Below are 24,313 nucleotides of genomic sequence, written 5' to 3' on the forward strand. Positions count from 1 at the left end.
CGCTGGCGGCTAGGGTGACAGGACGAGCCCGGACGGGGCCGTCGAGGAGAGTAACGATGACGCAGCACGAGCGGACCATGGAAGATCTCCTCACGGACCTGCGCGGATCGCTGCCGGCGCACACGCTGGTCACCGACCCCTCGCAGCGGGACACGTATGCCTGCGACGGGCTCGCGGCATACCGCGTCCGGCCCGGGCTGGTCGTCCTCGTCGAGGACGCGGAGCAGGTCGCGACCACGGTCAGGGCGTGCGCGCGCCACGGCGTGCCCTTCGTCGCCCGTGGCTCGGGGACGGGGCTGTCCGGCGGCGCCCTGCCGCACGCCGACGGGGTGCTCGTCGTCACCAGCCGGCTCCGCACGCTGCACGACGTCCGGCCGCAGGACCAGCGCGCCGTGGCCGACCCCGGGGTCATCAACCTCCAGGTCAGCCACGCGGCGAACCCGCATGGGTACTACTTCGCCCCGGACCCGAGCAGCCAGCAGATCTGTTCGATCGGGGGCAACGTGGCGGAGAACTCCGGCGGCGCGCACTGCCTGAAGTACGGCTTCACCGCCGGGCACGTGCTCTCCCTGGACGTGGTCACGCCCGAGGGTGACCACGTCACCCTCGGCACCGAGGCACCGGACGCCCCAGGCTACGACCTGCTCGGCGCCTTCGTCGGGAGCGAGGGCACCCTCGGGATCGCCACCCGCGCCACGCTGCGGCTGACCCGGCTGCCGCAGGACGTGCGGACCTGCCTGGCCGGTTTCGCCAGCACCGACGAGGCCGGCGCGGCGACCAGCGCGATCATCGCCGCGGGCATCGTCCCGGCGGCGATCGAGATCATGGACGCCCTCGCGATCCAGGCCGCCGAGGAGGCGGTGTCGTGCGGCTACCCGGAGGGCGCCGGCGCGGTGCTGGTGGTCGAGCTGGACGGCCCGGAGGTCGAGGTGGCGCACGAGCTGGAGCAGGTGCGGCGGCTCTGCGACGGGCAGGGATGCTTCGAGTTCCGCGCCGCGACCGACGCCGCGGAGCGCGCCGATATCTGGAAGGGCCGCAAGTCGGCCTTCGCGGCGGTGGGGCGGATCTCTCCCGACTACATCGTCCAGGACGGCGTGGTGCCGCGGACCTCGCTGCCGGAGGTGCTGCGCAAGATGGGGCGGATCTCCCGCGAGCGCGGCGTGCGGGTCGCCAACGTCTTCCACGCCGGCGACGGCAACCTGCACCCGCTGGTGCTCTTCGACGCGGCGCAGAGCGGCGCGACCGAGCGGGCCGAGGAGGTCTCCGGGATGATCCTGGACCTCTGCATCGAGTACGGCGGGTCGATCACCGGGGAGCACGGCGTGGGAGCCGACAAGGCGCGCTACATGCCCCGCATGTTCGGCGACCAGGACCTGGAGACGATGCAGCTCGTGCGCTGCGCCTTCGACCCGCAGCACCTGGCCAACCCCGGCAAGATCTACCCCACCCCCCGCATGTGCGGCGAGCGCCCGCGGGTCGTCCACGCCGCCGACGAGCCGGTGGTGGACGACGCCGAGGTCTTCTGATGTCGGGGCTGGAGCGCCTCTCGGGGGCCTGTGCGGTGCGCCCGGCGGGCGAGGCCGACACGGTCGACGGGGTGCCGGCGCAGGCCGTGGCGCGACCGTCCTGCGCGGAGCAGACCTCGGCCTTGCTCGGGGCCTGCCACGCCGAGGGTCTCGCGGTCGTCGTCCGGGGCCACGGCAGCAAGCTCACCTGGGGGCGGGCGCCGGAGCGGGTGGACGTGATCCTCGAGACCGGCGCTATGGACGAGCTGGTCGAGCACTCCCGCGGCGACCTGGTCGCGACGGCGGGGGCCGGTATGCCGCTGGCCCGGCTCGGCGACCTGCTCGCCGAGGGCGGGCACCAGCTCGTCGTCGACGACCTCGCCGCGGGGCGCGGTGCCGGCGGCGCGGGCTCGACCCTGGGGGGCGCGGTGGCCACCGGGCTGTCGGGGCCGCGGCGCCTGTGGGCCGGGCCGTTACGCGACCTCGTCATCGGGGTGCGGCTGGTGCTCGCCGACGGCACGATCGCCCGCAGCGGCGGCAAGGTCGTCAAGAACGTCGCGGGCTACGACCTGGCCAAGCTGCTGACCGGTTCCTACGGCACGCTCGCCGTCGTCACCGAGGTCACCGTGCGGCTGCACCCCCTCCCCCAGGAAGAGGCCACGGTGCTCGCCCGGGTCCCCCATGACCGCCTCGGCCCGGCCCTGGCCCTCCTCGTCGCCTCCCAGCTCGCGCCCCGCACGCTGGAGGTCGCGGCACGGCCCGGGGCCGACCCGCTGCTGAGCATCGGGCTCGGCGGCTCGGTCGAGGGCACCCGGGAGCGGGCGCAGACGCTGGCGGCCGAGCTGGGGTCGCCCGACCTTGCCGGCCCGTCGGTGGCGGTGGTCGGCCCGGAGGGCCCCCCGGAGAAGACGGCCCAGCTCCTCGCCGACGAGACCGGAACGCACGGGACCGCCACCGACGAGACCGACGCCGACCAGTCGGCCCGTCCGACCCTGGTGCGCGCCACGAGCCGGCTCAGCGGCATACCCGAGCTGGTGCGGGAGGCCACGGACCGGGGGTTCGCGGTGACCGGTTCGGCCGGGGTGGGGGTGCTGCACGCCCGGCTCCCCGAGGGCACCGCCCCGCACGCGGTCCGTCGCGCCGTCGAGGAGGTCCGTGCGCTCACCCTGCGGCTGGGTGGCTCCACCGTGGTCCTGGACGCACCGCCGGCGGTCAAGGCAGGGCTCGACGCCGAGGCCACGTGGGGTCCCGTGCCGGGTCTGGACCTCATGCGCCGGGTCAAGGCCGAGTTCGACCCCGTGCGCCTGCTGGCGCCGGGCCGTTTCGTGGGAGGACTGTGATGAGCACCGGAGGCCACACCCACCTCGGTATGCCCCGGGTTCGGGGGAGCGAGTCCGCCGTGCTGGCGCAGCCCGCCTTCGACGCGCTGCGGCCGCCCGACCCGGACCTGCTCGACGACTGCGTGCACTGCGGCTTCTGCCTCACCACCTGCCCCACCTACCAGCTCTGGGGCGAGGAGATGGACAGCCCGCGCGGTCGCATCGACCAGATCAGGGCCGCGGCGCAGGGCGCGCCCCTCACCGCCGCGACGGTCGGCCACCTGGATGCCTGCCTCGGCTGCATGGCCTGCGTGACCAGCTGCCCGTCGGGCGTGCAGTACGACCGCATCCTGGAGTCGACCCGCGCCCAGGTGGAGCGCCGCGTCACCCGCCCGCGACGGGACCGCGCGCTGCGGCGGCTGATCTTCTCGCTGTTCCCCTACCCCACCCGCCTGCGGGCGCTGCGCGGCCCGCTGCGCGCCGCCCAGCGCTCCGGTGCGCTCGGCCTGGTGCGACGCAGCGGCCTGGTCGGGCGTGTCAGCCCCGAGCTCGACGTCATGCAGTCGCTCGCCCCGCCGCTGGGCCCGCGCGTCACGGTGCCGGAACGCACCCCTGCCGTCGGGACCCGCCGGGCCGTGGTCGGGATGCTCACCGGGTGCGTCCAGCGGGAGTTCTTCGGCGACGTCAACGCCGCGACCGCCCGCGTGCTCGCGGCCGAGGGCTGCGAGGTGGTCGCGCCCGCGCGCCAGGGCTGCTGCGGCGCCCTCTCGGTGCACACCGGCCGCGAGGAGGAGGGCATCGGCTTCGCCCGCCGGCTCATCGACACCTTCGAGGAGGCCGGCGTCGAGACCGTGGTGGTCAACTCCGCGGGATGCGGGTCGACGATGAAGGACTACGTCCACCTGCTCGCCGACGACCCGGCGTATGCCGAGCGTGCCCGCGCGTTCAGCGACCGGGTGCGCGACCTCGCCGAGTTCCTGCACGAGCTGGGACCGGTCGCGCAGCGCCACCCGCTGCGCACCGGCGGGCTGGGTGGGCCCGAGCTGACGGTCGCCTATCACGACGCCTGCCACCTGCGGCACGCCCAGGGCGTGGTGAGCGCGCCGCGCGAGCTGATCCGGGGCATACCCGGGGTGGAGCTGGTGGAGATCCCGGACGGCGAGATCTGCTGCGGGTCGGCGGGGGTCTACAACATCCTCAACCCCGAGCCGGCGACCGAGCTCGGTGACCGCAAGGCGGCCTCCATCCTGCGCACGGGCGCCGAGCTCTTGGTCACCGCCAACCCGGGGTGCCTCATGCAGATCACCCAGGCGCTGGAGCGGGCCGGGCGGCCCCTGCCCGTCGTCCACACGGCCTCGCTCCTGGACGCCTCGATCCGTGGGGTGCCGGTGCGCTGACGCCCCGTCGCCTCACGCGCCCACGGGGGTGCGCGCGTCGCGGCGGCGCGCCCACACGACGAGCCCCACCAGCAGGGCGAGCAGCGCCACGAGCTGGAGCAGCCCGAGGTTGAGCCCGACGCCATAGATCCACAGGTAGCTGAAGGCGCCGCCGGCGAGGCAGTAGTAGGCCGTGACCAGGGCGGTCTTGCGGATGAGGTCGCCCTCGCGGCCCAGCAGCCCGACCGTCGCGGAGGCGGCGACGATGTTGTGGATCGCCACCGGGTTGCCACCGGCACCACCGATTGCCTGGGCGGCGACCACGCTCTCCGGCGCCACCCCGATCTCCTCACCGGTCGCGAACTGGAACAGCGAGAAGGTCAGGTTGCTCACCGTGTTGGAGCCGGCCACGAAGGCGCCCAGCGCACCGATCCACGGCGCGACGAGCGGCCAGTTGGAGCCCGCCACCGCCGCGGCGCCCTCGGCCAGGGTGACCGGCATGGAGGCCAGGCCGGACTCGGTGAACTCGGGACCGGAGCGGATGAGCAGCCGCACGAGGGGCACCGCGAAGAGCAGCGCGACCCCGGTGCCGAGGATCTGCCGACCGGCGACGGACCACGTCTGCCTGATCTGTTGGGCGCTCATGCGGTGCAGGGCGTAGGTGAGTAGACAGGTCAGGATGAAGACGGTCCCCGGGCTGTAGAGCCACTGCCAGGTCGTCGAGATCCCGGTGCCGAGCAGGTCCTCGAAGGGGAGGGTCACCGCGGGGTTCTCCGAGCGCAGCGCCGCGGTGAGCGGCTCCACCAGCCGCGTCGCCAGCAGCAGCAACGCGATGAGGACGTAGGGCAACCACGCCGTCACCAGGCCCATCCGACGGGTGTCCAGGTCACCGAGATGGTCGGTGTCCACCGTGCCCATCCAGCGCTCCTGCCAGCCGGACCGCGGCCCGAAGTCGAAGGTGTGCTCCCGGTCGGGCATGAGGAAGCCGCGCGAGGAGGTGAACATCACCAGCGCGAGCCCGGCCAGCCCGCCCAGGAGCGAGGGGAACTCGGGGCCGAAGAACCGGGCGACGAGCACCGAGGGCACGGTCATCGCGACCGAGGCGTAGAGGGCGAAGGGCCACACCTTCAGTCCCTCGGCGAAGCTGCGTCGCTCGCCGAAGAACCCGGTGAGGAAGACCGCGATGAGCAGCGGCACGAGCAGTCCGACGACCGCATGGATCGCCGCCACCTGGAAGCCGATCTCGGCGATGAGCCCGTCGTAGTCCAGACCCAGCTCGCCGGCGCGCTGCTCCACCCCGGCACCGCCCTGCAGGCCGGTGCCCACCCCCACGATGATCGGCGTACCGACGGCCCCGAAGGAGACAGGGGTGGACTGGATGATCAGACCCACCATGACCGCCGCCATCGCGGGGAAGCCCAGCGCCAGGAGCAGCGGGGCGACGACCGCGGCGGGCGTGCCGAAGCCCGAGGCGCCCTCGAGGAAGGACCCGAAGAGCCAGCCGATGATGATGGCCTGCACCCGGCGGTCCGGGGAGATCGCGGTGAACCCGGAGCGGATGGTGGCCATCGCCCCGCTGGAGATGACGGTCGCCAGGAGCAACAAGGCGCCGAAGACGATGTAGAGCAGCGTGACCGCGATGATGAGGCCCTCGAGCGTCGCCGCGACGACCGCGGTGGGGCGCATCTGCCAGACCACGAGCGCGATGACGACGGTCACGGCATACCCCACCGGCATGGCCAGCTTCGCCGGCCACCGCAACCCGGCGAGGAGGACCCCCACGACGGCGATCGGCGCGATCGCCAGCAGGCTCAGCACAGCCAGGTTGTCCACGTCGACACCTCTCCTCGCAGGGCGACGCCCCCTCCTCGGCGCGCCGTCACCTGGGCGCACTGTAGCCCATGACCGACCCGTCGCGCTGGCGACGGGCCCGAGGCCGTCCGGATGCGCCGGTAGGGTGCACACCATGGAGGACCGACCACGCCTCGGGTATGCCCCGGTGGCGGACGACCGGGCCGATCCAGGCGAGGTGGTCTGGGCCTGGGTGCCCTACGAGGAGGACGCCTCCCAGGGCAAGGACCGGCCGGTGCTGGTCATCGGGCGCGAGGGGCCGCGGCTGCTCGCGCTGCCGCTCACCGGCCAGGACCACGACCGGGACGCCGCTCAGGAGGCTGCGGCGGGCCGGTACTGGACCGACATCGGCTCGGGCGACTGGGACCACCGACGTCGGCCCAGCGAGGCGCGGGTCGACCGGCTGCTGCGGCTCGAACGCGACGCGGTGCGACGCACCGGGGCGCAGCTGGACGAGGACGTCTTCGACCGGGTCCTGGCCGAGGTCCGCAGGCATCTCCCCGACCTGTGAGGGCTGCGGTCACCCGTCGGCCGACCGTCGCCGACGGTCGATGCGACCGACGCGGTGCGCCACCCACCCGGCGCCGAGCAGGCATACCGTGCCCGCCGTGACGCAGGTCACCGCCAGCGGGGCGAGGAAAGTCAGGCCGGAGAGCAGCAGCGGGGTGCCCGACCCGCCGAGGTCGCCGGCGAGGCGGAAGCCGCCGAGGTACTGCGCCCGGTCCTGCTCGGGCGCGGTGTCCGCGCCGAGCGTCATGACGATGCCCGAGCCCAGGCCGTTTCCGACCGCCATGAGCAGGGCGAGGAGGGTGAAGCCGATCAGGCCCTGGCTCAGCGGCAGGAGCAGCACCCCGGCACCGATGAGCAACACCACCGTGACCGCGACGACGCTCCTGCCGTAGCGGTCCATCACCCAGCCGGCGGGGTAGAAGAGCAGGATCTCCAGGAAGGCCGCCAGCCCGAAGACGAGGGAGGTCGTGGCCGCGGACACGCCGATCTGCTCGGCCCAGAGGGGCAGCAGGGTGATCCGAAGGGTCCGGGCCCCCGAGATGACGACCACCGCGCTGCCGACCGAGGCGAGGGTTCGCCGGTGCTCCCAGATCACGGAGAGCACCCGGGTCGGGGCCGGCGTGCCGGGGGTCCGTTCGAGACCAGCGGTGAGGTCGGGCGCGGCCCGCACCACGAGCGCGGCCAGGAGCCCCATCGCCGCACCGAGCCAGAAGACCGACGACACCTGGCCCGTGGCGCCGATGAGCACACCGCCCAGCACCGGCCCGACGAAGCCCCCCATCCGGTGGCTCCCGCCCAACGTGGACATCGCCCGGGCGCGAAGGTGGACCGGCGCCACGACGATGAGGAAGCCCTGACGGGCCAGCAGAAAGACGCTCCAGGCCATCCCCGTGACGACCACCGCGACCGCGAGCACCGTCAGCGTGGGTGCCAGGGCTGCGGCGCCCATCGCCGCCGCGTCCACCAGCCCGGCCACGATGAGCGCGCGGCGCTCGCCGAGCCTGGCCACCAGCGCCCCCGCGGGCAACGACCCGAGCAGGCTGCCGAGGCCGAGCAGCGCCACGACGAGTGCGGCCTGCCCGACGCTGGCCCCCAGGTCGCGGGCGTGCAGCGCCAGGACTGGGGTGACGGCGCTCAGGCCGACCGCGTTGACGATGCTCGGGGCGAAGGCCTGCAGGGCGATGTCCCGCAGCCGGAAGGCGTCCTCGTGCCGCGGCACCGACCCCCTCCTCTCATGCGTGCGGGCCGGACACCTGGTGGTGTCCGGCCCGCTCGTCCAGTCCAGTGGAGCTGAGGGGATTCGAACCCCTGACCCCCTCCATGCCATGGAGGTGCGCTACCAACTGCGCCACAGCCCCGGGGTGGCCCCGTGAGGACTGGACTACTTTACCTAGCGCCCTCGGCAATCGCCAAATCCCCGCGTTGACTCATCCAAGATGCCCGCGTGCGGGGAGTCGTTGACTCATCCCCGGATGCCCGCGTGGGCGCAACCCCAGGTGGATGGAGCTGACGATGGCTACTCGACGGGAGGTGCTCACCTCTCAGGTCAGGGCATGGCCGAAGGCGACTCGAGCGGAAAAGAGCGCGAACCTGGACCGGCTATGCGAGGTCAACGGGTGGCACCGTGACCATGCCCGGCAGATGATCCGGCGTCCACGGGTACACCCCGCCCCCACACCCACCCGCGCCGCCCCGACACAAGTACGGCCCGGAAGTCATCGAGGCATTGACTGAGGTATCCCTGGTCAGGGCACGGGGTGGGCGGTCGTCGGCACCGCGTGGGCCTCCGGGACCCCCACGTTCCAGGCCTCGAGGCGCCATCCGGTGGCATGCTCCACGAGCTCGGCCCAGTGGCAGTTGCGCAACCCGACGAGGGCCTGCGAGGCCTGCTGAAAGTCCAGGCCGACGACAGCGCAGACGAGGGCGCGGGACGCCAGACCGTGGGAGGCCAGCACGGCGGGGCCGTGCTCGGGCAGGTCGGCGACGACCTCCTCGAAGGCCGCCCGGGCACGGGCCGCGACATCGGCCACCCGCTCCCCCGTCTGGCCCCGGACGACGTCCTCGCCGCGCTCTAGAGCCTGCTGCGCTTCGGGGTCGCGGGCGAGCACCTCCTGGTGGGTCAACCCCTGCCACCGGCCGACGTGGATCTCCCGCAACCGCGCGTCCAGCTCGGTCCGCAGCCCGGTCCGCTCGGCCAGGCAGGTCGCCGTCTGGACGGCCCGGGTCAGGTCGGAGGTCACCAGGCGCACGGCCCCCCGCGCGGCGAGCACCTCGGCCGCATGCCGGGCCTGCTCGCGACCGCGGACGGAGAGCTCGGTGTCCAGCTGGCCCTGGTAGATGCCGCCGGCGTTGTGCTCGGTCTCGCCGTGCCGCCAGACGATGACCCGTCGCATACCTCAGCTCTCGCCGGCAGGGGCGCCGGGCTCGGGGAGCAGCACGGCCGGGCAGTCCTTCCACAGCCGCTCCAGGGCGTAGAACTCCCGGTCCTCGCTGTGCATGATGTGCACGATGATGTCGCTGAAGTCGAGCAGGACCCACCGCCCCTCGCGCTGGCCCTCGCGCCGCAGCGGCTTGGTGCCCAGCTGCAGCAGACGCTCCTCGACGGCGTCCACGATGGCACTCACCTGCCGCTCGTTCGGGGCCGAGGCGATGACGAAGACGTCGGTGAGGGCCAGCTGGCCGGACACGTCGAGTCCGACGACGTCCTGGGCCAACGTGTCCTGCGCCGCGGCGGCGGCCGCCTGGGCCAGCTCGATCGCCCGCTGCGTGGCTGCCACTCAGGAATCCTTCCGGTAGAGGTCGTACTTGCCGATGTACTGGACGACGCCGTCCGGCACGAGATACCAGACCGGGTCGCCCTCCGCGGTGCGCTCGCGGCAGCCGGTGGAGCTGATCGCCATGGCGGGCACCTCGAGCAGGGTCACCTTGTCCTCGGGGAGCCCCGCGTCGGTGAGCACGTGGCCCGGGCGGGTGACCCCGACGAAGTGGGCGAGGTCCCACAGCTCGTCCACGCCCTTCCACGACAGGATCTGCGCCAGGGCGTCCGCGCCGGTGATGAAGAACAGCTCGTCGTCCGGCCGCTCCGCCCGCAGGTCGCGCAGCGTGTCGCGGGTGTAGGTCGGACCCTCCCGGTCGACGTCCACCCGGCTGACCGTGAAGGACGGGTTGGAGGCGGTCGCAATGACGGTCATGAGGTAGCGGTGCTCGGCGTCGGTGACCTTGCTCGCGTCCTTGCGGTAGGGCTGGCCGGTGGGCACGAAAACCACCTCGTCCAGGCCCAGCAGGTGCGCCGCCTCGCTCGCGGCCACCAGGTGGCCGTGGTGGATGGGATCGAAGGTCCCACCCATCACCCCCAGACGCATCAGTGCTGGGTTCGACCCATGTCGGGGTCGTGCTTGCCGTCCGCGACACCGTGCGGGTCGAGCGCGAGGGTGTTGCGGAAGGCGTAGAGCAGACCCAGACACAGCAGGAAGGCCACCATCGCGATCACGCCGAACATGATCGGCGGGAAAGGCAGCTCGTTGACAATGTGGTGGCCGCCTTCCTCGGCGGCGGACAGCATGATCTGCGCGGGCGTCATGGGGGTCACTCTACCCGGCAGCTCAGGCGTGCACCGTCCTCAGTGGCTCATCGGATCTGCCCGTCACCCTCGACGACCCACTTGGTCGTCGTGAGCTCCGGCAGGGCCATCGGGCCACGGGCGTGCAGCTTCTGCGTCGAGATCCCGATCTCGGCTCCGAAGCCGAACTCCCCGCCGTCGGTGAAGCGGGTGGAGGCGTTGACGAGCACCGCGGCGGCGTCGATCTCCTGGGTGAACCGCCGGGCTGCCGCGCGGTCACTGGTCACGATGGCCTCGGTGTGCCCGCTCGTGTGCTGCTGGATGTGCGCGAGCGCGGCGTCGAGGTCGTCCACGACCCGCGCGGAGATGTCCAGCGACAGGAACTCCGCGTCGTCGTCACCCTCGGCGATCGGGACGGACAGGGCACCCGCAGCGTCGGCATACGCCCGCATCAGCTCGTCGCCGTGCACCGTGACGCCGGCCGCCGCGAGCTCGGCCATGATCCCGGGCAGCACCCGCTCGGCCGCATCCCGGTGCACGAGCAGCGACTCCGCCGCATTGCACACCGAGGTCCGGTGCGTCTTGGAGTTGGTGACGACGGACACCGCCATGTCGCGGTCCGCGGCGGCGTCGACATACACGTGGCAGTTGCCGACCCCGGTCTCGATGACCGGCACGGTCGACTCGGTGACCACGGTCTGGATGAGGCTCGCCCCGCCACGGGGGATAACCAGATCCACCAGTCCGCGGGCGGTCATGAGCGCACGGGCGGCGTCGTGCCCGCCGTCGGAGAGGAGGTTGATCGCGTCGGGGTTCAGACCCTGCTCCTCGAGCGAGCCGCGCATGACGTCGACGAGCGCGCCGTTGCTGGAGGCTGCCGCAGAACCACCACGGAGGATGACCGCGTTGCCGCTCTTGAGACCCAGGCCGGCAGCGTCCACCGTGACGTTCGGTCGAGCCTCGTAGATCATGCCCACCACGCCCATCGGCACGCGGACCTGCCTGATCTGCAGCCCGTTGGCCAGGGTCGACCCACGGACGACCTCCCCCACCGGGTCGGGCAGCCCCGCCACCTGCCGCAGCGCCTCCGCGACGGCGTGCACACGCGCGTCGTCGAGGGTGAGGCGGTCGAGGAGGTTGTCCGGCAGCCCCTTCTCCCGCCCCCGCTCGAGGTCCTCGGCATTGGCGGCGACGACGTGTCCGGTCGCGGCGTCGATCGCGTCCGCGAGCGCCTGCAGCGCCGCGTCCTTCTGGCTCCGCGTCAGCAGCGCCAGCTCGCGGGCGGCCACGCGGGCGCGCCCCGCAACCTCCGCGACCTGGCGGGTGACGTCCGGGGCGATGGTGGTGGTGCTCATGCGCTGCTCCTGCTCGGCTCGGATACTACGTTCAGAGTATGTCGTCGGCGCGGCCCCGAGGGACGCTGCGCCTGGTGGTGCTCGGGCGTCGGCGGCGGGTCAGAGGACGACGAGGTCGTCGCGCCGCACGACCGGACGCGGCGCCGGCGCACCGGATCGCAACCGGGTGTCGCGGTCGAGGCGGCGCCCGACGAGGGGCCGCAGCTCCTCGGCGTCGTATCCGGCCAGGCCCCGCGCCACGACCCGCCCACGCTGGTCGCACAGGTCGACGGTGTCGCCCGCTGCGAAGCGGCCCTCGACCCGGGTGACCCCGACGGGCAGCAGCGAGGTCCGCCGCCGCACGACCGCCTCGACGGCACCGTCGTCCAGGACGACCCGGCCGCTGGCGCTACTGGCATGGGCGAGCCATCGGCGTCGAGCGGGGCTCTTGGTGCCCACGGGGGTGAAGAGAGTCCCGACGCTCTCGCCGGACAGCGCCGGGTTGACCAGGTCGGCGCTGGTCAGGAGCACCGGGATCCCCTCGGCCACCGCCATCTGCGCGGCCGCGACCTTCGTGGTCATCCCGCCGGTGCCGACCGCGCTGCCGGCGCGGGCCACGTCGATGTCCTCGAGGTCCTGGCGGCTGGTGACGACCGGCACCCGCTGCGAGCCAGGACGAGAGGGGTGCCCGGTGTAGAGCGCGTCGACGTCCGAGAGCAGGACCAGGGCATCGGCGTCGACCAGGTGCGCCACCAGGGCCGCGAGGCGGTCGTTGTCGCCGAAGCGGATCTCGTCGGTGGCCACCGTGTCGTTCTCGTTGATGATCGGGACCACCTCGAGCTCCAGCAGCCGCTCCAACGTCCTCGACGCGTTGACGTAGTGGCTCCGCTTGTGTATGTCATCGGCGGTGAGGAGCACCTGGCCCACCTGGACGCCATACATCGTGAAGGCCCGCGTGTAGGCCGTCATGAGGGCGCCCTGCCCGGCACTGGCAGCGGCCTGCTGGGTCGCGAGGTCCTTCGGGCGGCGCGGCAGCCCGAGCGGCTCCATGCCCGCCGCGATCGCGCCCGAGGAGACGAGGATCACCTGGGTCCCGAGCTGGGCCTTCTTGGCGAGGGTGGTCGCCAGCGCCTGCAGCCGGAAGCCGTCCAGGCCACCCTGGGGACCGGTGAGCGAGGAGGAGCCGACCTTGACCACGATGCGGTGCGCATCGGCGATCACGCTGTGGTCGGAGTTCTGCCCCATGAGGACGAATACTATTCCACGACCGCGCATACTCATGCATCCACCGAGCGTCGCGAATGGGCTTGCCCCTAGCCCCACCGGGCGTCGCGCGTGGTTGCCCCTAGCCCCACCGGGCGTCGCGCGTGGTTGCCCTCAGCCCCACCGGGCGTCGCGCGTGATTGCTCCCAGGCCACCCTGCGACTGCCATGGTGGTCGTGCCAGGCTCACGGTATGCCGGTCGCCCACCTCCGCCAGCAGGTCGGTCACGATCTGCTGCTGCCCTCGGTCGCCGCGCTCCCCCTGGACCACGACGGGCGGGTCCTCTTGGTGCGACAGACGGAGTTCGGCATCTACGGCACCATGGGCGGGGCGGTCGATGTCGACGAGGCCCGGCCGAGGCCGCTCTCCGGGAAGCTCGCGAGGAGACCGGCCTGGAGATCGAGCTAACGGATCTCCTCGAGGTCGTGGGTGGCCCAGACTTCCGTCTCACCTACCCCAACGGCGATCGCTGCGCCTCTGTCTGGACGGTGTATGCCGCCCGCGTCGTCGGTGGGACGCCGGCCCCTGATGGCGTCGAGACGGAGGCCCTGCGCTGGTTCGCGCGGGACGAGTTGGCGGGACCACAGGTCGGCGGCTTCGCGCAGCCAACCTTCCGGGCGCTGGGCTGGATCTGACCCAGGGCCCTGCCCCACGGATAGCGAGAGCCCCCACGGAAACACCGAGTCCCCACGGTGGCAGCAGTGGCGCTAGGCACTCACCGTGGGGCCGCCGACCAGTCATGGGGCACCCGCGTACCGTGCGGCTCGGGCCTCAGCCGTCCTCGGTCCAGCGACCAGCCCGCCGCTCGGCCTCCAGCTCATCCCGCGCAGCGGTCTGGGCGTCCTTGCGGTCGTGGAAGGCCTCGCGCTTCTGGGCACGGGTGGGCCGCGAGCGCTCGTCGAGCCGCAGGTCGGTGCCCCGCGCGCCGAGCAGCTCGGCACCACCGGCCATGGTGGGCTCCCAGTCGAAGACCACGGCGTCCTCCTCGGGCCCGATGAGCACCGTGGACCCGGCGACCGCCCCGGCCTTGAGCAGCTCCTCCTCCACCCCCAACCGGCCCAGCCGGTCGGCGAGGTAGCCCACCGCCTCGTCGTTGGCGAAGTCCGTCTGGCGCACCCAGCGGGTGGGTCGCTCCCCCAGCACCCGGTAGACCTCGCCGTCGCCGGTAATCTCGCGCCGTACGCTGAAGCCCTGGTCGTCCATCGCCTTGGGGCGGATGACGACCCGCGGCGGCTCCACCTCGATCTGCTCCTCCCGCGCCCGGCGCACGTGGCCGGCCAGCGCGAAGGTCAGCTCTTTGAGTCCCTGGTGAGCGACCGCGGAGACGACGTGCACCTCATACCCCTGCGCCTCCAGGTCCGGGCGCACCATCTCGGCGAGCTCGCGGGCCTCGGGCACGTCGGCCTTGTTGAGCACGACCACCCGCACCCGCTCCGCCAGCGGTATGCCGCCCAGCTCGCCGTGCGGGACATAGGCCGCGAGCTCGTCCTCGATCACCTGCAGATCGGTGAGCGGGTCGCGCCCCGGCTCCAGGGTGGCGCAGTCGATGACGTGCGCGAGCACGTGACAGCGCTCGACGTGGCGCAGGAACTGCAGCCCCAGCCCCTTGCCCTCGCTCGCGCCCGGGATGAGCCCGGGCACATCCGCGATCGTGAAGCGCTCGCCGCCGGCGGTGACCACACCGAGGTTCGGCACGAGTGTCGTGAAGGGGTAGTCGGCGATCTTGGGCCGCGCCGCGGACAGCACGCTGACCAGGGAGGACTTGCCGGCAGACGGGAAGCCGATGAGCGCCACGTCGGCGAGCGTCTTGAGCTCGAGCAGCACCTCGGCCTCCTCGCCCGGCTCCCCCAGGAGCGCGAAACCCGGTGCCTTGCGGCGAGGTGAGGCGAGCGCCTTGTTGCCGAGGCCGCCGCGACCACCGCGTGCGGCGACGTACTCCGCCCCGTCCCCGACAAGGTCGGCCAGCACCTCACCGCGCCGGGTCGTCACCACGGTGCCGGACGGCACCGGCAGGACGAGGTCCTCCCCCTGAGCGCCGTTGCGCTCGTCGCCCTCTCCCGGTCGGCCGTTGGGCGCCGTCCGGTGCGGCCCATGGTGGTAGTCGATGAGCGTCGTGACCTGCGGGTCGACCCGCAGCACGATGTCTCCGCCGCGCCCCCCGTTGCCGCCGTCGGGCCCCCCGAGCGGCTTGAACTTCTCCCGGTGCACCGAGGCGACGCCGTGCCCGCCCTTGCCGGCGCGCAGGTGCAGCACGACGCGGTCGACGAAGTTGGCCATGAGGTGATCCTCTCAGGTGGGGCAGACAGCGCGACGCCGGCGGAGCCCCTGGGGCCCGCCGGCGTCGCTGCGGTATGTGGTGTCGCGCCTCAGGCGTCGACGGTCTCCGCGCTCTGGCTCGCGACCACGTTGACGGTCTTGCGGCCGCGCTTGGCGCCGAACTCGACGACTCCGGGGACCAGCGCGAACAGCGTGTCGTCACCACCACGGCCGACGCCCTCGCCGGGGTGGAAGTGGGTCCCACGCTGCCGGACGATGATCTCGCCGGCGCCGACGACCTGGCCGCCGAAACGCTTCACGCCGAGGCGCTGCGAGTTCGAGTCACGACCGTTACGGGTCGAGGACGCACCCTTCTTGTGTGCCATCTGCTGCTCCTCCTCGGGTCGACGCTCAGGCGTCGATCGCGGTGATCTTGACCTGGGTCAGCGGTTGCCGGTGGCCCTGCCGCTTCTTGTAGCCGGTCTTGTTCTTGTACTTCTGGATGACGATCTTGGGGCCCTTGGCCGCCCCCAGCACCTCAGCGGTGACCGTGGCCTTGCCCAGGGCGTCGGCGTCGGTGGTGACGGTGCTGCCGTCGACGAGGAGCACGGGAGCGAGCTCGACGGTGTCGCCGGTCTGACCCTCGACCTTGTCGATGGTCAGGACGTCGCCGACGGAGACCTTCTCCTGACGGCCGCCTGCACGGACGATCGCGTACACGTTGAACTCGCTTTCTCACTTCTGGGTGGGTATGCAACTCCCGGACCGGGACGTGGTCGAGCCGACACCCTGAGGCGTCGTCTGCGAGACCAGTCTGATCCGCTCCGGGCGAGCCCGGGCGAACCGACGCACCAGCCTACCGTGCCGGTGCCTCGGGCTCCAAACTCAGACCTGGTCGTCGGTCCCGTCCGCGACGCCACTCTCCATGGCAGGCTGGTCGCCCGGCGCGTCCGCCCCGGGAGGACCGGCCGGTGCCACGACCCGGCCCCTGCGCCGACGCTTCGGCTTGGGCTCCGGGGCCACCTCCTGCTCGGGAGTCGTGGCCCTGCTGGCGGACGAGGACTGCGGCGTCGCCGCCTCCGCGGCCCTGGTCGACGAAGCGTCAGTCGTCGGCACCACGTCTCGCTCACCGGCCGGAGCATCCGGCGTGGTGTCCGCGTGGTCGCTGGTCGCGTCCCCCTGCTCGGCGGTGGGAGCCGTCGCGTCCACCTCACCGGCAGCCGCTTGAGCGGCTGCGTTGGCGGCCTCCGAGGACGCTCCGGCGGTCAGCGCGGCGGCGTGCGCCGCCGCCGCGATCTGCGCCGGTGTGGGTCCGTTCGGGTTGGGCGGGGGCAGGACGTTCTTGGCCTCACCGTTGGCGGAGCCGCCGTTGCCGTTGCCGGAGCTGTTGCCGCCGCGACCCTTGCCCCGACGCTTGCCGCCACCGCCCTGGCCACCGTCGTCGCCACCGGACTTGCCGACCGGCTCGGTGTGCACCGTGACGCCGCGGCCCGAGCAGTGCGTGCAGGACTCGGAGAAGACCTCGATCAGGCCGGAGCCCACGCGCTTCCGGGTCATCTGCACCAGACCGAGCGAGGTGACCTCCGCGACCTGGTGCTTGGTGCGATCGCGCCCCAGGCACTCCAGCAGCCGGCGCACGACGAGGTCGCGGTTGCTCTCCAGGACCATGTCGATGAAGTCGATGACGATGATGCCGCCGATGTCCCGCAGCCGCAGCTGCCGGACGATCTCCTCGGCCGCCTCGATGTTGTTCTTGGTCACCGTCTCCTCGAGGTTGCCCCCGGAGCCGGTGAACTTGCCGGTGTTGACGTCGATCACCGTCATCGCCTCGGTGCGGTCGATGACGAGCGACCCACCCGAGGGCAGCCAGACCTTCCGGTCCATCGCCTTGGCGATCGCCTCGTGCACCCGGTAGGTCGAGAACACGTCGGTCGTGCCGGTGTACTTCTCCACCCGGTCGGCCAGGTCGGGGGCCACCTCGTCGATGTAGCGCTTGACCTCTCCCCACGCGTCCTCGCCGGAGACAACCAGCTTGGCGAAGTCCTCGTTGAAGACGTCCCGGATGACGCGGACTGTCATGTCCGCCTCCCCGTGCAGGAGGGACGGAGCGTTGGTGCCCTTCGCTCCGGCCGTCTTGCTGATCCGCTCCCAGGTGGCCGTGAGGCGCTCGACGTCGGCACGGAGCTCGGCCTCGGAGGCACCCTCGGCTGCGGTGCGCACGATGACTCCGGCGTCGTCGGGCACGACCTCCTTGAGGATCTTCTTCAGTCGGGTGCGCTCGGTGTCGGGCAGCTTGCGCGAGATGCCCGTCATGGAGTTGCCGGGCACGTAGACGAGGTAGCGACCGGGCAGCGAGACCTGCGAGGTGAGCCGCGCACCCTTGTGACCGATCGGGTCCTTGGTCACCTGGACGAGGACCGACTCCCCCGAGGTGAGGGCGTTCTCGATCCGCTTGGGCTGGTTGCCCTCGAGGCCGGCTGCGTCCCAGTTGACCTCACCGGCGTAGAGCACGGCGTTGCGTCCCTTGCCGATGTCGACGAAGGCCGCCTCCATGCTGGGCAGGACGTTCTGGACCCGGCCCAGATAGACGTTGCCGACCATGGTCGTCTGCGCCGAGCGCGAGACGTAGTGCTCGACCGGCACGCCGTCCTCGAGCACCGCGATCTGGGTGCGGTCGTCCAGACCACGCACGATCATCTGACGCTCGACGCTCTCGCGTCGGGCGAGGAACTCTGCCTCGGTGATGACCGTGCGGCGCCGCCCGGCCTCGCGGCCCTCACGCCGGCGCTGCCGCTTGGCCTCGAGCCGGGTGGACCCCTTGACCGAGGTCACCTCGTCCTTGGCCGAGCGCTCGCTGCCGCTGCGGGAGCGGCGGCGACGCCGCTTGGTGCCACCGCCAGAGCCGGCGTCGCCGTCCTTGGTCTCGCCACCGCCCTCACTGCCGTCCCCGCCGGACGACTCGGTGCTGCCCTGCTCAGCGGACGTCGAGGCCTGGCGACCGCCCCCCTTGCGCTGTCGACCGCGACGGCTACCCCCGCTGCCCCCGTCGTCCTCGGACGTCTCGGCCCCGCCGCCGTCGGAGGCTGCCTGCTCGCCCGTGGAGTCCTTCTGCTGGGGCTGATCGGCGTCCTCACCGCCCGATCCTCGAGACCGCCGGCCCTTGCCGCCGCGACGTCGACGCCGTCCTCGTGCCCCGGCGTCGTCGCCGTCCCCGTCGCCATCGCGAGCGGGATCTGCGTCGGACCTCCCGGCGTCGGCGTCCGTCGAGGCGGAGTCGCCGCTCCGGTCGTCCTCCTGGGCCGGGCGCGGCGCGGTGGCTCCGGACGTGGCCCGCCGGGAGCGCCGGGGCGGGAGGTCGCTCAGGTCGGGCGCCTGAAAGATCAGCCCGAAGGACGGTGTCGCAGCAGCGCCGACGCCCCCACCCTCGTCCTCGGTCTCGTCGGCGTCGTCGTTGCCAGCGTCGTCGTTCTCGGCGTCGTTGCCAGCGTCGTCGTTCTCGGCGTCGTCGTTCTCGGCCTGTTCGCCCTCGACCACCGCCACCACGGGGACGTCCGAGGTGCTCTCGGTGGAGGTGAGGTCCGAGACGCTCTCGTCGGCGGAGGGGGCGTTCTCTGCGGTGCGTTCGTCAGACACTGGGTGTCCTTCCAGGCCACGGGGCGAGTCCACACCTGAGCTCTGCCGAGCCCGTCGCCCCGCGGCGCGGGTGCCGTGTCGTCGCGGCCGGTCGGCCACGACGGAAGTCATCCATGTCACCGCCGTGGTTCGCGCGAGCGCGCGGCACCGACGACGGCGCGATGCCCCCTACGACGACGCCTGCCGTCGATCACGCGTGCCGGCCGTCGGCCGCACAGCGAGGGTTCACATCGGGTCGCGGTGCGGTGTGGGACGCACCTCGACCACCAGGAAGTATCGCACAACGGCGGCGCACGACCGAGCCGACGCACGGCCTCGTCGGGACCGACCCCACCCACGTCAGGGGCAGGCCGTCTTGACGGTACGGTGGGTGCCCGTGCGCGTCTACAACTTCTCTGCCGGCCCTGCCACCATGCCCCTCGAGGTCCTCGAGCGTGCCCAGTCGGAGTTGACCGATTGGCACGGATCGGGGATGTCCGTCATGGAGATGTCCCACCGCGGCACGGAGTTCGTGGGGATCGCCGCGGCCGCCGAGGAGCGCTTCCGGGCCCTGCTCCAGGTGCCCGAGGACTACGCGGTGCTCTTCCTGCAGGGCGGCGCCACGGGCCAGTTCGCCGGTGTCCCGCTCAACCTAGCCTCCCCGGGTGCGCCGGCGGCCTACCTCAACACCGGATCCTGGTCGAAGAAAGCCATCACCGAGGGCAGGAAGTACGTCGACGTCCAGGTCCTCGCGGACGAGAAGGACTCGAACTACTCGACCGTCCCCGCCGAGGGGTCCGTCGAGGTCCCCTCGGACGCCGCCTTCCTGCACTACACCCTCAACGAGACCATCGGCGGCGTCGAGTTCCCCTACGTGCCCCAGGCCGGCGACGTGCCTGTCGTGACCGACGCCAGCTCCACCATCCTGTCGCGCCCGCTGGACGTGTCGCAGTTCGGAGTCATCTACGCCGGCGCTCAGAAGAACCTCGGCCCCTCCGGTCTGTGCGTCGTCGTCGTCCGGCGCGACCTGCTCGAGCGGGCCCGCCCCGACGTTCCCGGTGCGCTGGACTGGAAGGCCATGGCCGCGGCCGACTCCATGCTCAACACCCCGCCCACGCTGGCGTGGTACCTCGTCGGCCTGGTGCTGGAGTGGGTCGAGGAGCAGGGCGGGCTCTCGGCGATGGCCGAGCGCAACCAGGCCAAGGCCGACCTCCTCTACGGCGCGATCGACGCCTCCGACTTCTACTCCAACCCCGTCGACCCGGTGGCCCGGTCCTGGATGAACGTCCCCTTCCTCGTCCCCGACGCCCAGCTGGAGAAGCCGTTCGTGGCGGCGGCCGCCGCGGCCGGGCTGTCCGGGCTCGCGGGACATCGTAGCGTCGGCGGGATGCGCGCGAGCATCTACAACGCCATGCCTCTCGAGGGCGTGCAGGCCCTCGTCGACTGCATGACCGACTTCGAGCAGCAGAACGGCTGAGACTACTCCCATGACGCAGACCTACCCGATCCAGACCCTCAACGCGATCTCGCCCGTCGGCCTCCAGCGGCTCGACCGGGACGTGTTCGACATCGGCACCGACATCGCGGAGCCGCGCGGCATCCTCCTGCGCTCGGCCGACCTGCACTCGCCGCCCATCCCGGAGTCGCTGTATGCCGTCGCCCGGGCCGGGGCGGGCACCAACAACATCCCCGTGGACCAGATGGCGGCGCGCGGCATACCCGTCTTCAACACCCCCGGGGCCAACGCCAACGCGGTCAAGGAGCTGGTCATCGCCGGCATGCTGCTGGCGGCCCGCAACCTGTACCACGCCGCGGACTACACCCGCGGTCTGGTCGCCGATCAGGCTCTGTCCGGCAAGGACCTGGACACGCAGGTCGAGGCGGGCAAGAAGCAGTTCGCGGGCTACGAGCTGCCCGGGAAGTCCCTCGGCGTCATCGGGCTCGGCGCGATCGGCGTGCTCGTCGCCAACGCCGCGCAGTCCCTCGGGCTGAAGGTCCTCGGCTACGACCCGGCGATCACGGTCGAGCGGGCCTGGCAGCTCTCCCCCAACGTCGAGCAGGTGACCAGCGTCGAGGAGCTCTTCGCCCGCTCCGACATGATCACGCTGCACGTCCCGCTCATCGAGGCCACCCGGGGCCTGGTCAACGCCGACCGGATCGCCTCCATGGCCCCCGGCGGCGTGATCCTCAACTTCGCCCGTGGCGGTGTCGTCGACGAGGCGGCCGTCATCGACGCCCTGGACGAGGGTCACCTCCACGCCTACGTCAACGACTTCCCCTCGGAGGCCGGCTCGGTGCACCCCAAGGTGATCGCGCTCCCCCACCTGGGTGCCTCGACCAGCGAGGCCGAGGACAACTGCGCCGTGATGGCCGCGGACCAGCTCTCCGACTATCTGCTCCACGGCAACATCCGCAACTCGGTCAACTTCCCCGAGGTCGTCATGGCCCGCACCCCCGGGACGACCCGACTGGGCATCTTCAACGAGAACAAGCCCAACATGATCGGGCAGATCACCGCGGCCCTCGCGGAGGCCGGGCTCAACGTGGCGGAGTTCACCAACAAGTCCAAGGGCGAGGTCGCCTACACCCTCGTAGATGTCGAGGGCGAGGTCCACGACGAGCTCAAGGAGTCGATCCTGGCCATCGACGGCGTGATCCGGGCCCGCAAGATCGGCTGACCTCCGGCGGCGGGGCGAACCCTCTGCCAGAGTGACGTCGTGAACGCACGCGTACGCCACGAGCGCGAACGCCACCGGGAGGCCGCCGCGGGTCCTGCACCTCGACGCCGCCGCCTGCTACGGCTCCTGGTCGGGCTCCTCGTCACCGTGTGCCTGCTCGCGCTCCTCGGTGTGCTGGGCATCGCCGGCGAGATCCTTGACGAGGAGGAGGACCGGGTGCTCCGCGCGTGGGAGCCGCAGCCGTCCTCGGCACCGCTCCCCGACACCCCGCTGCAGCTCGTCATGGACCAGGACGTCTTCTGGCCCGACCCGGGTGCTCCCGCCGATCCGGACGGCCGCTACGGCCTGGGCGAGACCGAGTGGAGGGACGTGGAGACCGCCCTGGCTCATGCCCGCGGAGGGTGCGGACGAGGTCCTTCTCCTGGGCTGGTCCATGGGCGCGGCCGTGGCGCTGCAGGCCGTCGACCGGTCGCCGGAGGGGCCCGGCCGAGCACACCCTCGAGTGGACGGCCGATCCGCAGGGCTATGCCGACCGCCTCCGGACGTGGCTGGAGGATCGGCTCGGCCGCTGAGCACCGTGGCGCGCTACGGTGGCGGGATGAGCCGCACCGCATACCCCTCCGGGGAGGGTTGAGTCCCGATCCAGGCCCGGGCGATCGCCTACCGCGCCTCGCACGAGGCGATCCCCCTCTTCGGGATCTACGCGCTCCTCTTCGCCGAAAGCGGGCTGGGACCGGCGCAGCTCTCGGTGCTCCTCGCGGTCTGGTCGGCGAGCGCCTTCCTGCTCGAGGTGCCCTCGGGTGCCTGGGCCGACCTCGCCGACCGACGCCGGCTCCTCCTCGTCTCCGGTCTGGTGTATGCCGCGGCCTTCGTGACCTGGCTGCTCGCCCCGACCTTCTGGGGCTTCCTCCTCGGATTCGTCCTCTGGTCGCTGTCCGACGCGATGCAGTCGGGGACGTGGGAGGCCTACCTCTACGACCAGCTGGCCGCCCAGGAGCGTGCTGAGGACTACGGCCGGGTCAAGGCGCGCGCCGAGAGCGCCGCGCTCGTCGTCATGGCGGTGCGATCGCGCTCGCCGCTCCGCTGCACCAGCTCGGTGGCTATCCGCTCGTCGGCTGGGTGAGCGTCGTGGTCGTGGGCCTGCACGTGCTGGCGACCCTCGCGCTCCCCCGCCCCGCACGCCACCGCCCGGGACGCGCTCACCCCGGGCCAGGGAGGCCAACGACGGTCACCCAGCACGTGACGGCGCTCCCGACCGGCGGCGCAGCGGTGGCGGGCGAAGGATCCACGAGCGGGCGGGCGTGGTTAGCGACCCTGCGCGCCGGGGTGAGGCATGCGCGCGCAGCAGGACCGGTCCGCCGGGTGCTCCTGGGGTATGCCGCCGTCGTCACCCTGGTGGGCTTCGACGAGTACTTCCCCCTCGTCCTGGCGGACGACGGGATCTCGGTGGGCAGCGTGGCCGTCGTCATGGCCGCCCTCGTCCTGCTCGAGGCGGCCTTGACCTGGTCCGCGGACCGGGTGGCGCGGCTCACGGGCTGGCGGCACGCCGGCTGGGTCGCCGCCGCGGGTCTGCTGCTGGCCGGCGGGACGTGGTGGTCGGGATGGGCCGCGGCCGCAGCCCTCGCGACCGGCTACGCGCTGGCCAGCACCGCCTACGTCGCGGCCGACGTCCGGCTCCAACATGCGATGGGGCCGACGACCCGGACGCGGGCGACGATCACCTCGGTCGTGAGCTTGGCGGCCGAGGTGGGCTTTCTGGTCACCCTGGCCGCCGTGGGCCTGGCGACGCTGCACCTCGACCTCACCACGGTGATCTCCGTGACCGCGCTGGTGCTGGTCGTCCCGGCCTCCGTGGCGGCGTGGCGGATGCCGCCCGCGCCCTGACCGGCCAGGTGCTGCGGGCCTGGCTAGCCCAGCAGCGCCTCGGCCGTGTCCTGCGTGGTCACCAGCCCGTCCACGAGTCCGCCCGACATCGCGGCCCGGAGGGCGGCGACCTTGCCCTGCCCGTGCGCGATGGCGATGACCTGGGGGATCTCGCGCAGCTGCTTGGGCGACAGGGCGATGAGCCGCTCCTGCAGACAGGTGTCGACGAGCCGACCCTGCGCGTCGAAGCAGGCACCGACCGCCTCCCCCACGACCCCGGCCTCCGAGACCTCACGCTGGCACTCGGGCCCGACCGCGTCGTAGACGGTGGACTGCCCTGGCGCCCACGCCCCCACACCCACCATCGCCACCGTGACCTCGCTCGCGCGAGCCAATCCGTCGGTGACCGCCGCGTCCCTCCGGACCGCCTGTGCCGCAGCGGAATCCGGCATGACCAGCGGCGCGAAGAAGACTGTCCTGCCCCCGCCCGCGATGCGCCCCGCGCGACGTACGAGGTCGACCGAGCTCGAGTCCTCCGTCACCGTCGCCAGCGCCCCGCTCAGCTGGACGATCGGCACGCGCGGGAGCGACTCCAGCGCATACACCATGTCGTGCACGGACCGGCTCCACGGCAGACCGAGCACGTCCTCCTCACGCAGCGTCTCAGCCAGCAACCGCGCTCCGGTCCGGCCCACCTCGCGCCTCGCCTCGGGAGCGGTCGAGGTCATCGGCACGACGCGGCAGCGGGTGAGCCCGAAGCGCTCCCCGAGCTCGGCGGCCAGGCCACCGCCCAGGCCCTCGGGCTCGACGATCTCGATGCGGACGACGCCAGCGGCGTGGGCCAGGTCCAGCAGCCGGGCGACCTTGAAGCGGCTGATGCCCAGGGCCTCGGCGATGTCGGTCTTGGCCTGACCCTGCTCGTAGTGCAGGCGCGCGACGGAGACGGCCAGCACGAGATCGCCCTCGCTCCGGTCAGCCATCACGACCACCACCTCTCGCCGGGACGCAGCTCCGCGTCCCCGACAGCACGCTTGACAGCACCCGCCCGACGGGCTTGACTGAGTCTACTCATACGTGCACACATCCATGCTCATATGTGCATCACACGGGAGGTCGAGCATGCCCAGGAGGATCTCATCATCGCGGAGGCGGGCGTTCACCGCCACCCCGTGTGCCGTGGCGACGTG

Annotated in this window: 24 protein-coding genes and 1 tRNA gene; 10 read left to right on the forward strand and 15 right to left on the reverse strand. The window is 72.3% G+C overall.

Annotation, left to right across the window (positions count from 1 at the left end):
- Positions 1–56: 56 nt before the first annotated feature.
- Genes AC5PYY_RS13980 through AC5PYY_RS13990 form a run of 3 tightly spaced genes read left to right on the forward strand, consistent with a single transcriptional unit; the run spans position 57 to position 4,221 of the window.
- Positions 57–1,526: an FAD-linked oxidase C-terminal domain-containing protein gene (locus tag AC5PYY_RS13980; RefSeq protein ID WP_493897410.1), complete on the forward strand. Its 1,470-nt coding sequence runs from the start codon at positions 57–59 to the stop codon at positions 1,524–1,526.
- Complete coding sequence (locus AC5PYY_RS13985; RefSeq protein WP_493897411.1) at positions 1,526–2,845, forward strand: FAD-binding oxidoreductase; 1,320 nt, start codon at positions 1,526–1,528, stop codon at positions 2,843–2,845. The genes AC5PYY_RS13980 and AC5PYY_RS13985 overlap by 1 nt, the downstream gene beginning before the upstream one ends.
- Positions 2,845–4,221 carry a (Fe-S)-binding protein gene (locus AC5PYY_RS13990; RefSeq protein WP_493897412.1) on the forward strand — a complete coding sequence of 459 codons (1,377 nt, stop codon included), beginning with the start codon at positions 2,845–2,847 and terminating at the stop codon, positions 4,219–4,221. Before AC5PYY_RS13985 ends, AC5PYY_RS13990 begins: the two co-directional genes overlap by 1 nt.
- Before the next feature lie 12 nt (positions 4,222–4,233).
- Here AC5PYY_RS13990 and AC5PYY_RS13995 read toward each other — a convergent pair whose 3' ends face one another.
- Positions 4,234–6,033 (reverse strand): L-lactate permease, encoded by a 1,800-nt coding sequence (locus tag AC5PYY_RS13995; RefSeq protein WP_493897413.1) that lies wholly within the window; start codon positions 6,031–6,033, stop codon positions 4,234–4,236.
- A 133-nt stretch (positions 6,034–6,166) separates the two neighbouring features.
- Here AC5PYY_RS13995 and AC5PYY_RS14000 point away from each other — a divergent pair, with 133 nt between their 5' ends.
- On the forward strand, positions 6,167–6,562 hold the full coding sequence (locus AC5PYY_RS14000; RefSeq protein WP_022925649.1) for a type II toxin-antitoxin system PemK/MazF family toxin: 396 nt from the start codon (positions 6,167–6,169) through the stop codon (positions 6,560–6,562).
- A gap of 9 nt (positions 6,563–6,571) precedes the next feature.
- Here the strand turns inward: AC5PYY_RS14000 and AC5PYY_RS14005 are convergent, their stop codons facing one another.
- From AC5PYY_RS14005 to proB, 8 genes are all read right to left on the reverse strand, one after another.
- A complete protein-coding gene (locus AC5PYY_RS14005) occupies positions 6,572–7,780 on the reverse strand; it encodes an MFS transporter (RefSeq protein ID WP_493897414.1) in 1,209 nt (402 codons plus the stop codon).
- Positions 7,781–7,846: 66 nt separating this feature from the next.
- Positions 7,847–7,919, reverse strand: a tRNA-Ala gene (locus AC5PYY_RS14010).
- A gap of 387 nt (positions 7,920–8,306) precedes the next feature.
- Positions 8,307–8,954, reverse strand: coding sequence for a histidine phosphatase family protein (locus AC5PYY_RS14015; RefSeq protein ID WP_493897415.1), 648 nt, complete (start codon positions 8,952–8,954; stop codon positions 8,307–8,309).
- A 3-nt stretch (positions 8,955–8,957) separates the two neighbouring features.
- On the reverse strand, positions 8,958–9,338 hold the full coding sequence (gene rsfS / locus AC5PYY_RS14020; RefSeq protein WP_493897416.1) for a ribosome silencing factor: 381 nt from the start codon (positions 9,336–9,338) through the stop codon (positions 8,958–8,960).
- Positions 9,339–9,908, reverse strand: a complete 570-nt coding sequence (gene nadD, locus AC5PYY_RS14025; RefSeq protein ID WP_493899381.1) for a nicotinate-nucleotide adenylyltransferase — start codon at positions 9,906–9,908, stop codon at positions 9,339–9,341.
- Between the two features lie 14 nt (positions 9,909–9,922).
- Positions 9,923–10,141, reverse strand: coding sequence for a hypothetical protein (locus AC5PYY_RS14030; RefSeq protein WP_493897417.1), 219 nt, complete (start codon positions 10,139–10,141; stop codon positions 9,923–9,925).
- Positions 10,142–10,188: 47 nt separating this feature from the next.
- Entirely contained in the window at positions 10,189–11,475 is a 1,287-nt protein-coding gene (locus AC5PYY_RS14035) for a glutamate-5-semialdehyde dehydrogenase (protein WP_493897418.1), read from the reverse strand.
- A gap of 99 nt (positions 11,476–11,574) precedes the next feature.
- Positions 11,575–12,729, reverse strand: coding sequence for a glutamate 5-kinase (gene proB / locus AC5PYY_RS14040; protein ID WP_493899382.1), 1,155 nt, complete (start codon positions 12,727–12,729; stop codon positions 11,575–11,577).
- 180 nt (positions 12,730–12,909) lie between these two features.
- On the opposite strand from proB, the gene AC5PYY_RS14045 reads away from it, so the two are divergent.
- Positions 12,910–13,125, forward strand: coding sequence for an NUDIX hydrolase (locus AC5PYY_RS14045; protein WP_493899400.1), 216 nt, complete (start codon positions 12,910–12,912; stop codon positions 13,123–13,125).
- Positions 13,116–13,352, forward strand: a complete 237-nt coding sequence (locus AC5PYY_RS14050) for an NUDIX hydrolase (protein ID WP_493899383.1) — start codon at positions 13,116–13,118, stop codon at positions 13,350–13,352. Before AC5PYY_RS14045 ends, AC5PYY_RS14050 begins: the two co-directional genes overlap by 10 nt.
- Before the next feature lie 136 nt (positions 13,353–13,488).
- On the opposite strand, the gene obgE is transcribed toward AC5PYY_RS14050, so the two are convergent.
- The 4 genes from obgE to AC5PYY_RS14070 form a co-directional block, all read right to left on the reverse strand.
- On the reverse strand, positions 13,489–14,994 hold the full coding sequence (gene obgE, locus AC5PYY_RS14055; protein ID WP_493897419.1) for a GTPase ObgE: 1,506 nt from the start codon (positions 14,992–14,994) through the stop codon (positions 13,489–13,491).
- Between the two features lie 89 nt (positions 14,995–15,083).
- A complete protein-coding gene (rpmA, locus tag AC5PYY_RS14060) occupies positions 15,084–15,359 on the reverse strand; it encodes a 50S ribosomal protein L27 (RefSeq protein WP_493897420.1) in 276 nt (91 codons plus the stop codon).
- 25 nt (positions 15,360–15,384) lie between these two features.
- On the reverse strand, positions 15,385–15,693 hold the full coding sequence (gene rplU, locus AC5PYY_RS14065) for a 50S ribosomal protein L21 (RefSeq protein WP_493897421.1): 309 nt from the start codon (positions 15,691–15,693) through the stop codon (positions 15,385–15,387).
- 165 nt (positions 15,694–15,858) lie between these two features.
- Positions 15,859–18,606, reverse strand: coding sequence for an Rne/Rng family ribonuclease (locus tag AC5PYY_RS14070; RefSeq protein ID WP_493897422.1), 2,748 nt, complete (start codon positions 18,604–18,606; stop codon positions 15,859–15,861).
- 370 nt (positions 18,607–18,976) lie between these two features.
- Here AC5PYY_RS14070 and serC point away from each other — a divergent pair, with 370 nt between their 5' ends.
- Together serC and AC5PYY_RS14080 are read left to right on the forward strand one after the other, a co-directional pair.
- Positions 18,977–20,062: a 3-phosphoserine/phosphohydroxythreonine transaminase gene (serC, locus tag AC5PYY_RS14075; protein ID WP_493897423.1), complete on the forward strand. Its 1,086-nt coding sequence runs from the start codon at positions 18,977–18,979 to the stop codon at positions 20,060–20,062.
- Positions 20,063–20,072: 10 nt separating this feature from the next.
- Complete coding sequence (locus AC5PYY_RS14080; RefSeq protein WP_493897424.1) at positions 20,073–21,263, forward strand: phosphoglycerate dehydrogenase; 1,191 nt, start codon at positions 20,073–20,075, stop codon at positions 21,261–21,263.
- Positions 21,264–21,380: 117 nt separating this feature from the next.
- Here the strand turns inward: AC5PYY_RS14080 and AC5PYY_RS14085 are convergent, their stop codons facing one another.
- A complete protein-coding gene (locus AC5PYY_RS14085; RefSeq protein ID WP_493899401.1) occupies positions 21,381–21,653 on the reverse strand; it encodes a hypothetical protein in 273 nt (90 codons plus the stop codon).
- Between the two features lie 307 nt (positions 21,654–21,960).
- Here AC5PYY_RS14085 and AC5PYY_RS14090 point away from each other — a divergent pair, with 307 nt between their 5' ends.
- Both AC5PYY_RS14090 and AC5PYY_RS14095 read left to right on the forward strand, forming a co-directional pair.
- Positions 21,961–22,386, forward strand: coding sequence for an MFS transporter (locus AC5PYY_RS14090; protein WP_493899384.1), 426 nt, complete (start codon positions 21,961–21,963; stop codon positions 22,384–22,386).
- Between the two features lie 203 nt (positions 22,387–22,589).
- Positions 22,590–23,147 carry a hypothetical protein gene (locus AC5PYY_RS14095; protein ID WP_493897425.1) on the forward strand — a complete coding sequence of 186 codons (558 nt, stop codon included), beginning with the start codon at positions 22,590–22,592 and terminating at the stop codon, positions 23,145–23,147.
- Positions 23,148–23,170: 23 nt separating this feature from the next.
- Here AC5PYY_RS14095 and AC5PYY_RS14100 read toward each other — a convergent pair whose 3' ends face one another.
- Positions 23,171–24,106 (reverse strand): sugar-binding transcriptional regulator, encoded by a 936-nt coding sequence (locus AC5PYY_RS14100; RefSeq protein WP_493899385.1) that lies wholly within the window; start codon positions 24,104–24,106, stop codon positions 23,171–23,173.
- Positions 24,107–24,313: the final 207 nt, after the last annotated feature.

It is taken from the genome of Serinicoccus sp. JS2-9 (genome assembly GCF_059025165.1).

Bases quoted from the DNA above. Each gene is read 5' to 3' on its own strand.
- AC5PYY_RS14085 (WP_493899401.1), bottom strand. From the start codon at position 21,653: ATGAGCCAGGGCGGTCTCCACGTCCCTCCACTCGGTCTCGCCCAGGCC.
- AC5PYY_RS14080 (WP_493897424.1), top strand. From the start codon at position 20,073: ATGACGCAGACCTACCCGATCCAGACCCTCAACGCGATCTCGCCCGTC.
- nadD (WP_493899381.1), bottom strand. From the start codon at position 9,908: ATGGGTGGGACCTTCGATCCCATCCACCACGGCCACCTGGTGGCCGCG.
- AC5PYY_RS14000 (WP_022925649.1), top strand. From the start codon at position 6,167: ATGGAGGACCGACCACGCCTCGGGTATGCCCCGGTGGCGGACGACCGG.
- obgE (WP_493897419.1), bottom strand. From the start codon at position 14,994: ATGGCCAACTTCGTCGACCGCGTCGTGCTGCACCTGCGCGCCGGCAAG.
- AC5PYY_RS14030 (WP_493897417.1), bottom strand. From the start codon at position 10,141: ATGACGCCCGCGCAGATCATGCTGTCCGCCGCCGAGGAAGGCGGCCAC.
- AC5PYY_RS13980 (WP_493897410.1), top strand. From the start codon at position 57: ATGACGCAGCACGAGCGGACCATGGAAGATCTCCTCACGGACCTGCGC.
- AC5PYY_RS13990 (WP_493897412.1), top strand. From the start codon at position 2,845: ATGAGCACCGGAGGCCACACCCACCTCGGTATGCCCCGGGTTCGGGGG.
- AC5PYY_RS14100 (WP_493899385.1), bottom strand. From the start codon at position 24,106: ATGGCTGACCGGAGCGAGGGCGATCTCGTGCTGGCCGTCTCCGTCGCG.
- rpmA (WP_493897420.1), bottom strand. From the start codon at position 15,359: ATGGCACACAAGAAGGGTGCGTCCTCGACCCGTAACGGTCGTGACTCG.
- proB (WP_493899382.1), bottom strand. From the start codon at position 12,729: ATGCGCGGTCGTGGAATAGTATTCGTCCTCATGGGGCAGAACTCCGAC.
- AC5PYY_RS14035 (WP_493897418.1), bottom strand. From the start codon at position 11,475: ATGAGCACCACCACCATCGCCCCGGACGTCACCCGCCAGGTCGCGGAG.
- AC5PYY_RS14015 (WP_493897415.1), bottom strand. From the start codon at position 8,954: ATGCGACGGGTCATCGTCTGGCGGCACGGCGAGACCGAGCACAACGCC.
- AC5PYY_RS14045 (WP_493899400.1), top strand. From the start codon at position 12,910: ATGCCGGTCGCCCACCTCCGCCAGCAGGTCGGTCACGATCTGCTGCTG.
- AC5PYY_RS13985 (WP_493897411.1), top strand. From the start codon at position 1,526: ATGTCGGGGCTGGAGCGCCTCTCGGGGGCCTGTGCGGTGCGCCCGGCG.